Source organism: Flavobacterium soyangense, assembly GCF_015277675.1.
Taxonomy (GTDB): Bacteria; Bacteroidota; Bacteroidia; order Flavobacteriales; family Flavobacteriaceae; genus Flavobacterium; species Flavobacterium soyangense.
The window spans coordinates 1-2,809 of sequence record NZ_JADHEC010000073.1; the positions used below are offsets into that span (position 1 = coordinate 1).

The following is a 2,809-nucleotide window of genomic DNA, read 5'->3' on the forward strand; positions in this document are numbered from 1 at the left end:
TCTGGTTAAAGTATAGTTACTGGCACAGTTTCCGTCAGTTCTTACTTCATTGTAAGTCACTACCGGAGCAGCGTCACAATTATCGGTAGCAGTTAAATCTGCGGCCGAAGCTATTGGTACGGCAGAACATTCAGCAGTTACATCAGCAGGCGCAGCGCTCAATACCGGTTTAGTGGTATCTTGAACGGTGATTACTTGAGATTTAGAAGAAGCGTTACCACAAACATCAGTAGCGGTCCAAGTTCTGGTTAAAGTATAGTTACTGGCACAGTTTCCGTCAGTTCTTACTTCATTGTAAGTCACTACCGGAGCAGCGTCACAATTATCGGTAGCAGTTAAATCTGCGGCCGAAGCTATTGGGACGGCAGAACATTCTGTAGTTGTATCCGCAGGCGCAGCGCTCAATACCGGTTTAGTGGTATCTTGAACGGTGATTACTTGAGTGAAAGTTGCGCTTAGGTTACCACAATTATCACTTACTGTCCAAGTATTGGTGTAAGTTCCAGAATTACCACAAGTACTAGCAACAAAAGCGCCAGAAACTTTAATGATATTGCTAACATCTAAATCACAATTATCAGCTGCTACAGGGAAAGCGGCTTGCGCAGTAGCTATACCAGCAGCATTGCTACATTCTAAAGTAACATCTAAAGAACCAGCAGCGGTTGTCCAAGTAGGCGCAGTAGTATCAACCACATTAATAATTTGTTTGAAAGGAGCGCTAGTGTTACCACAAGCATCTGTGGCAGTCCATGATCTTACAATCACCGTGTTGCCTTCACATGCTGTTGGTGAAATACAAACACCTGTGAATTCTAATGTTCCAGATGCAGGAGTGTCTTTTCTTCCAAAAAGAGTCCAGGTACCATTCATCGGTCCGGTAAGATCCTCAAAACGGGTTCTGTAATTTCCATTAAAACCAGCTATGCTATTTGTTGAAGTTCCTCCATTTGGTTCAAAACTACCTGGACCAGCAGCAATGTTATCAGAATTCACCCATTTTGTGTAACTAGAGGTACTTGGATAAAATGTTGGGCTGTATGTTGTAGAACCAGTTACCTCACAGTTTCCACCATCACAGTAGGAGCCAACTAGAACAATTCCATCACCACTTGGGGCGATAAGGATAAATTCAGCATTTCCTTTTCCTTGGTTGGTTGTAAACTCCATAGCCACTTTTTGGATTTGACCAGCAGTTAAACTAGTATAACCAGAAATCACCACAGGATAGTAATATCCTTGACCTTGATTCATTTGGGTATTAATACTATAATCAAAACAAGAGGCATCAGTATAAGATACAATTGGATTTGAATCACAATTGTCAATAACATTAGATGGAGACCCAGTAATTGATGGAGCAGCATTATAACCACAGGTTGCATCCTTAATAATAGTAATATCAGCAGGTATTGTAAAAGTAGGAGCAGTAATATCTTGAACTGTTATAGTTTGAGAAGCAGTAGATGAATTATTACAAGCATCTTTGGCAGTCCAAGTTCTGGTTATAGAGTATGCACCTGCACATGCTCCGGGAGTTGTAACATCTGCAAAAGTCAATATTGCAGAACCACAAGCATCAGTGGCTGTTGCTACGGCAAAAACTGGAGTAGCAGGACAATTGATGGTTGAAGTTGCAGGCAAAGCAGCGATAACTGGAGCGGTAATATCTTGAACGATTATCGTTTGGGAAGCAGTGGATGAATTGTTGCAAGCATCTTTGGCAGTCCAGGTTCTTGTTACCGAATAAGATCCGGCACAAGTACCAGGGGTTGTTACATCGGCAGATGTTAAAGTGAAAGCAGAACCACAAGCATCAGTAGCTGTTGCTACGGCAAAAACTGGAGTAGCAGGACAATTAATGGTTGAAGTGGCAGGCAAAGCAGCAATAACTGGAGCGGTAATATCTTGAACGTTTATCGTTTGGGAAGCAGTGGATGAATTGTTGCAAGAATCTTTGGCAGTCCAAGTTCTGGTTACAGAATACGATCCGGCACAAGTACCAGGGGTTGTTACATCGGCAGATGTTAAAGTGAAAGCAGAACCACAAGCGTCAGTAGCCGTTGCTACGGCAAAAACTGGAGTAGCAGGACAATTGATGGTTGAATTTGCAGGCAAAGCAGCAATAACTGGAGCGGTAATATCTTGAACGTTTATCGTTTGAGAAGCAGTAGATGAATTGTTGCAAGCATCTTTGGCAGTCCAGGTTCTTGTTACCGAATACGATCCGGCACAAGTACCAGGGGTTGTTACATCGGCAGATGTTAAAGTGAAAGCAGAACCACAAGCGTCAGTAGCTGTTGCTACGGCAAAAACTGGAGTAGCAGGACAATTGATGGTTGAATTTGCAGGCAAAGCAGCAATAACTGGAGCGGTAATATCTTGAACGTTTATCGTTTGGGAAGCAGTGGATGAATTATTACAAGCATCTTTGGCAGTCCAGGTTCTGGTTACAGAATACGATCCGGCACAAGTACCAGGGGTTGTTACATCGGCAGATGTTAAAGTGAAAGCAGAACCACAAGCATCAGTAGCTGTTGCTACAGCAAAAACTGGAGTAGCAGGACAATTGATGGTTGAATTTGCAGGCAAAGCAGCAATAACTGGAGCGGTAATATCTTGAACGTTTATCGTTTGGGAAGCAGTGGATGAATTGTTGCAAGCATCTTTAGCAGTCCAGGTTCTTGTTACCGAATACGATCCGGCACAAGTACCAGGGGTTGTTACATCGGCAGATGTTAAAGTGAAAGCAGAACCACAAGCATCAGTAGCTGTTGCTACGGCAAAAACTGGAGTAGCAGGACAATTG

General features: G+C 42.9%; 1 protein-coding gene. It reads right to left on the reverse strand.

Annotation, left to right across the window (positions count from 1 at the left end):
• A partial coding sequence (locus IR213_RS15930; protein ID WP_194313277.1) for an HYR-like domain-containing protein occupies positions 1 to 2,809 on the reverse strand: 2,809 nt, incomplete at both ends.